This window comes from Citrobacter sp. wls613 (genome assembly GCF_005281195.1).
In the GTDB taxonomy this organism is placed as follows: Bacteria; Pseudomonadota; Gammaproteobacteria; order Enterobacterales; family Enterobacteriaceae; genus Citrobacter; species Citrobacter gillenii.
This window is the reverse complement of record NZ_SZXN01000077.1, coordinates 43,248-49,296: the sequence shown is the minus strand read 5'-3', so window position 1 is coordinate 49,296 and position 6,049 is coordinate 43,248. Positions and strand designations below refer to the sequence as shown.

Annotated in this window: 6 protein-coding genes and 1 pseudogene; 6 read left to right on the top strand and 1 reads right to left on the bottom strand. The window is 52.8% G+C overall.

The genetic code is table 11. From position 1 onward, the window contains the following. The first annotated feature begins 47 nt into the window (after nucleotides 1-47). The gene (locus tag FDX01_RS18705) at nucleotides 48-233 is read left to right on the top strand and encodes a hypothetical protein (RefSeq protein ID WP_212734018.1); all 186 of its coding nucleotides are present in this window, start codon (nucleotides 48-50) and stop codon (nucleotides 231-233) included. Continuing rightward, nucleotides 211-630: a hypothetical protein gene (locus FDX01_RS18700; RefSeq protein ID WP_137400265.1), complete on the top strand. Its 420-nt coding sequence runs from the start codon at nucleotides 211-213 to the stop codon at nucleotides 628-630. Before FDX01_RS18705 ends, FDX01_RS18700 begins: the two co-directional genes overlap by 23 nt. A 63-nt stretch (nucleotides 631-693) precedes the next feature. Here the strand turns inward: FDX01_RS18700 and FDX01_RS24005 are convergent. Next, nucleotides 694-916: pseudogene (locus FDX01_RS24005) on the bottom strand (penicillin binding protein PBP4B); the annotation flags it as partial. A 288-nt stretch (nucleotides 917-1,204) separates the two neighbouring features. On the opposite strand from FDX01_RS24005, the gene gudP reads away from it, so the two are divergent. From gudP to FDX01_RS24000, 4 genes are all read left to right on the top strand, one after another. Continuing rightward, a complete protein-coding gene (gudP, locus tag FDX01_RS18690) occupies nucleotides 1,205-2,557 on the top strand; it encodes a galactarate/glucarate/glycerate transporter GudP (protein ID WP_096755896.1) in 1,353 nt (450 codons plus the stop codon). A gap of 2 nt (nucleotides 2,558-2,559) precedes the next feature. Continuing rightward, complete coding sequence (locus FDX01_RS18685) at nucleotides 2,560-3,900, top strand: enolase C-terminal domain-like protein (protein WP_137400264.1); 1,341 nt, start codon at nucleotides 2,560-2,562, stop codon at nucleotides 3,898-3,900. A 21-nt stretch (nucleotides 3,901-3,921) separates the two neighbouring features. Next, entirely contained in the window at nucleotides 3,922-5,262 is a 1,341-nt protein-coding gene (gudD, locus tag FDX01_RS18680) for a glucarate dehydratase (RefSeq protein ID WP_135911480.1), read from the top strand. Nucleotides 5,263-5,340: 78 nt separating this feature from the next. Continuing rightward, the coding region (locus tag FDX01_RS24000) for a glycerate kinase (RefSeq protein WP_249361021.1) at nucleotides 5,341-6,049 on the top strand (709 nt) is incomplete at its 3' end.

Below are 6,049 nucleotides of genomic sequence, written 5' to 3'. Positions count from 1 at the left end.
AAGCTGTGGCCAGTTTTTGTTGACCACTACAAGCAGGTCTATGTCTGGTGACTGGCATTGTTTCAAGTATTGCAGGAGGGAAAGTTGTCGAAAAATGGGGGGAGCGATACGGGAAAAAAGTGGGAGCTACTATAAATGATAAAGTGGATAGCTCAAATCCTATAATACGTAATCCGGATTCCTTTAATGAAGAAGCAGGAGTGCTATTATATGAAAAGTTATTTAATCACTAATTTTGAGATAATTGGCATGAGTCTTTTTATATCTCTCGTTATTATTATGATGATGTTGATTTTTATGTCTTATATAATCAATAAAGATAACTATAACAAAATAGCCAAATTATATGAAAATAAATTTGGGGATCTTCCTTATACAGCAAGGATGGCAAGAGGTGCTAGTTTAATTGGCTCGCCGGGAATTTATTTGGCAAAAGTAGATTTTATTATGTCTAGCATTTTGCTTCCATATAATAAAATATTTAATTATGGCATGAGCTTTGATGAATATTTTTTTATTCGAACTCTACCCTCAGAGTTAACTACAGGCTTCAAAGTTGAAGCTATATTATGGCTTGTCGAGATCATTGTGCTTGTTTGCTTTATATTATTGAACGTGTTCTTTTACTGAAAAAGCCCACTTGATGTGGGCTATGTTTTTGTTTTTTCAATGCCACATTTGTTTTTTAAGAATCTAGCCATAACTAACGGCAGGTAGTAACCCACTAACAAAAATATTTGGATATACTTTAGGATAATCAACTGGCGCATGTGGTCTGTTTCCTGAATCACGATAGCCATATGGTTAATCTAATCGATAGAGGTCAGCGTTCCGCCCAAGGCTATATGACCATGCGTTTCTGAACTGTTTAACAGGTCAAATATGGAGTCATCGATGCGTTGTCGTTTACACGCCACTCGGCCACAAAATTCCCGCCAAACGCCAATTCCGTGAAGCATCTTTCATTCCCTTAGGCTTATGCCAAAAACAACCTCGTTCACCTCCTGCAATGTTGTGTTTTTGCACGGTGAGGGAAAGAGGTACTCCTCCCTATACTTTTCCCGTCAGTTACTAACAAGGCAGAGAGTCACAATAAAACGGCCCGAGCTGTACCAAAACTGCCACACACTAACCCCTCATTCTGATCGCCCTACAGGTGCTGTACAGAATGAACTGGCGCAAGCCACGATTCAGGAGTGCAACAATGAGTTCATTAAGTCAGGCGGCGAGCGGCGCGGAAAAGCGCACTAATGCTCGCTACTGGATAGTGGTGATGCTGTTTATCGTCACATCCTTCAACTATGGCGACCGCGCCACCTTATCCATTGCCGGTTCGGAGATGGCCAAAGATATTGGCCTCGATGCTGTCGGTATGGGTTACGTTTTCTCTGCATTCTCATGGGCCTATGTTATCGGCCAGATCCCCGGCGGCTGGTTGCTCGACCGCTTTGGTTCTAAACGAGTCTACTTCTGGTCAATCTTTATTTGGTCCCTGTTTACCCTGCTGCAAGGCTTCGTCGATATCTTCAGCGGCTTTGGCATTATCATCGCGCTGTTTACGTTGCGATTCCTTGTCGGTTTAGCCGAAGCGCCTTCCTTCCCCGGCAATAGTCGCATTGTGGCGGCGTGGTTCCCGGCGCAGGAGAGGGGCACGGCGGTGTCGATTTTTAACTCCGCACAGTACTTTGCCACCGTTATCTTCGCGCCGATCATGGGTTGGCTGACTCACGAAGTGGGCTGGTCGCACGTGTTCTTCTTTATGGGCGGCCTCGGGATCGTTATCAGCTTCGTCTGGCTGAAAGTAATTCACGAACCTAACCAGCACCCGGGCGTGAACCAAAAAGAGCTGGATTACATCGCCGCTGGTGGCGCGCTGATCAACATGGATCAGGCGGCAGCGAAAACGAAAGTCCCGTTCAGCGTGAAGTGGGGACAAATTAAGCAGTTGATTGGTTCTCGCATGATGGTGGGGATCTACATCGGCCAGTATTGCATTAACGCGCTGACCTACTTCTTTATCACCTGGTTTCCAGTTTACCTGGTGCAGGCGCGCGGCATGTCGATTCTGAAGGCCGGTTTTGTGGCGTCGGTTCCGGCTATCTGCGGCTTTGTGGGCGGCGTGCTCGGCGGGATTATTTCCGACTGGCTGATGCGTCGTACCGGATCGCTGAATATTGCGCGTAAAACGCCGATCGTGATGGGTATGCTGTTGTCGATGGTGATGGTGTTCTGTAACTACGTCGACGTTGAATGGATGATTATTGGCTTTATGGCGCTGGCCTTCTTCGGGAAAGGCATCGGTGCGCTCGGCTGGGCAGTGATGGCAGATACTGCGCCGAAAGAGATCAGCGGCCTGAGCGGCGGTCTGTTCAATATGTTCGGCAATATTTCCGGTATCGTCACGCCGATTGCGATTGGCTACATCGTGGGCACCACCGGTTCGTTTAACGGTGCGTTGATTTACGTTGGGGTGCATGCGCTGATTGCGGTGCTGAGCTATCTGGTGCTGGTGGGCGATATTAAGCGTATCGAACTGAAACCTGTGGCAGGGCAATGACGATGACAACACAATCGAGTCCCGTTATCACCGACATGAAGGTTATTCCGGTAGCCGGTCATGACAGCATGCTGCTCAACATCGGCGGTGCGCATAACGCGTATTTTACCCGCAATATCGTGGTACTGACCGACAACGCCGGGAATACCGGCGTCGGTGAAGCGCCGGGCGGCGAAGTGATTTATCAGACGCTCCTTGACGCCATCCCGATGGTATTAGGCCAGGAAGTCGCCCGTCTGAACAAAGTGGTGCAGCAGGTGCATAAAGGCAACCAGGCCGCTGACTTTGACACCTTCGGTAAAGGCGCCTGGACCTTTGAGCTGCGGGTTAATGCGGTAGCTGCGCTGGAAGCAGCGCTGCTCGACCTGCTGGGCAAAGCGCTCAACGTGCCGGTCTGTGAACTGTTAGGGCCGGGCAAGCAGCGCGATGCGGTAACCGTGCTGGGCTATCTGTTCTACGTAGGCGATCGCACGAAGACAGATTTGCCGTATCTGGAGACGACGCCGGGCAACCATGACTGGTATCACCTGCGTCATCAGCAAGCGATGAACAGCGAGGCGGTTGTGCGCCTGGCGGAGGCCTCTCAGGGCCGCTACGGTTTTAAAGATTTCAAACTCAAGGGCGGCGTGCTACCCGGTGAGCAGGAAATTGAGACCGCCCGTGCGCTGAAAAAACGTTTCCCGGATGCACGTATTACGGTCGACCCTAACGGCGCCTGGCTGCTGGATGAAGCTATCTCATTGTGCAAGGGGCTGAACGATGTGCTGACCTACGCTGAAGATCCATGCGGTGCCGAACAAGGGTTCTCGGGTCGCGAAGTGATGGCAGAATTCCGCCGCGCGACTGGTCTACCTGTGGCGACCAACATGATCGCCACTAACTGGCGCGAAATGGGCCACGCGGTGATGCTTAACTCGGTGGATATTCCGCTGGCCGATCCGCACTTCTGGACGCTTTCTGGTGCGGTGCGCGTGGCACAGTTGTGCGACGACTGGGGGCTGACCTGGGGCTGTCACTCGAACAACCACTTCGATATTTCGCTGGCGATGTTTACCCATGTGGGCGCTGCTGCGCCAGGCAAGCCGACGGCGATTGATACCCACTGGATCTGGCAGGAGGGCGACTGCCGCCTGACCAAAAATCCGCTGGAGATTAAGCACGGAAAAATTGCGGTTCCGGACGCCCCAGGGCTGGGCGTGGAGCTGGACTGGGAACAGGTTAACAAGGCCCATGAAGCCTACAAGAGACTGCCCGGCGGCGCGCGTAATGATGCGGGTCCGATGCAGTACCTGATCCCTGGATGGACCTTCGACCGTAAACGCCCCGTTTTCGGCCGCCACTAGATTTTGAATAAGGACTTTATTATGAGCACACAATTTACGACCCCCGTTGTTACCGCCATGCAGGTGATCCCGGTTGCGGGCCACGACAGTATGCTGATGAACCTGAGCGGCGCACATGCCCCGTTCTTCACACGTAATATTGTGATTATCAAAGATAACTCTGGTCATACTGGTGTCGGCGAAATCCCTGGTGGCGAGAAAATCCGCCAGACCCTGGAAGATGCGATTCCGCTGGTAGTGGGTAAAACGCTCGGCGAATATAAAAACGTGCTGAACGCGGTACGTAACCAGTTTGCCGATCGCGATGCCGGCGGGCGCGGTTTGCAGACCTTCGATCTGCGTACCACTATTCATGTGGTTACCGGTATTGAAGCGGCAATGCTTGATCTGCTGGGCCAGCATCTGGGCGTCAACGTCGCGTCTCTGCTGGGTGATGGACAGCAACGTAGCGAAGTCGAAATGCTCGGCTATTTGTTCTTCGTCGGCAACCGTAAAGCGACGCCGCTGCCGTATCAGAGCCAGCCAGATGAAAAATGTGACTGGTATCGCCTGCGTCATGAAGAAGCAATGACCCCGGATGCGGTGGTGCGTCTTGCGGAGGCAGCGTATGAGAAATATGGTTTCAACGACTTTAAACTGAAAGGCGGTGTGCTGGCAGGGGAAGAAGAGGCGGAATCGATTGTGGCGCTGGCGAAACGCTTCCCACAGGCACGAGTGACGCTGGATCCTAACGGTGCGTGGTCGCTCAATGAAGCCATTAGCATCGGTAAATATCTGAAAGGCTCTCTGGCCTATGCAGAAGATCCGTGCGGTGCCGAACAGGGCTTCTCCGGGCGTGAAGTGATGGCGGAATTCCGTCGCGCGACCGGGCTGCCGACGGCCACCAACATGATTGCTACTGACTGGCGTCAGATGGGACATACGCTGTCGCTGCAATCCGTTGATATCCCGCTGGCGGACCCGCATTTCTGGACCATGCAGGGTTCGGTGCGTGTGGCGCAGATGTGCCATGAGTTCGGTCTGACCTGGGGCTCACACTCCAACAACCACTTTGATATCTCGCTGGCGATGTTCACTCATGTGGCGGCAGCGGCACCGGGCAAGGTCACCGCCATCGATACCCACTGGATCTGGCAGGAAGGCAATCAGCGCCTGACCAAGGAGCCGTTTGAAATCAAAGGCGGCATGGTACAGGTTCCGGCAAAACCGGGTCTGGGTGTAGAGATCGATATGGATCAGGTAATGAAAGCCCACGAACTGTATCAGCAACACGGCTTGGGTGCGCGTGATGATGCCATGGGAATGCAATACCTGATCCCGAACTGGACGTTTGATAACAAGCGCCCGTGCATGGTTCGCTAAGCGTTATGCCGGTTCTGACAGGAACCGGCACTTCTTCAGGTGTATGATTAACAGAATCAACATGCATAAGGACGGCTTATGAAAATAGTCATTGCTCCGGACTCTTACAAAGAGAGTCTGAGTGCGCTTGAGGTAGCAACTGCGATTGAGCAGGGTTTTCGTGAGATCTGGCCTGATGCGGATTACGTCAAGATCCCGGTTGCCGATGGCGGCGAGGGAACGGTTGAAGCGATGGTTGCCGCAACCGCAGGACGCCTTGTTCATGTTGATGTTACAGGCCCTCTGGGGAGCAGTGTTCAGGCATTTTATGGTTTATCGGGAGATGCGCGCTCGGCATTTATTGAGATGGCTGCAGCCAGCGGGCTGGCGCTGGTACCCGTGGATTCACGTGACCCGCTAAAAACCACCTCCAGGGGAACTGGAGAGCTGATACGTCACGCGCTGGACGCGGGCGTAGAGCATATCGTCATTGGCATTGGCGGTAGCGCAACCAACGATGGCGGCGCGGGGATGGTGCAGGCACTGGGTGCAAGATTACTGGATGCGCAGAATAACGATATTGCCCATGGTGGTGCGGGACTGGAAGCGCTTGCCAGGATTGATATCTCGCAGTTAGATGCGCGCCTTGCCGCGTGTCGAATCGAAGTAGCCTGCGACGTGACGAACCGGCTTACCGGTAAAGAGGGCGCGTCGGCGGTATTCGGCCCGCAAAAAGGAGCCACGCCGGAAGTGGTTGCCCGTTTGGATCGAGCGTTAACCCACTATGCTCAGCTGATCTCCCGCGATC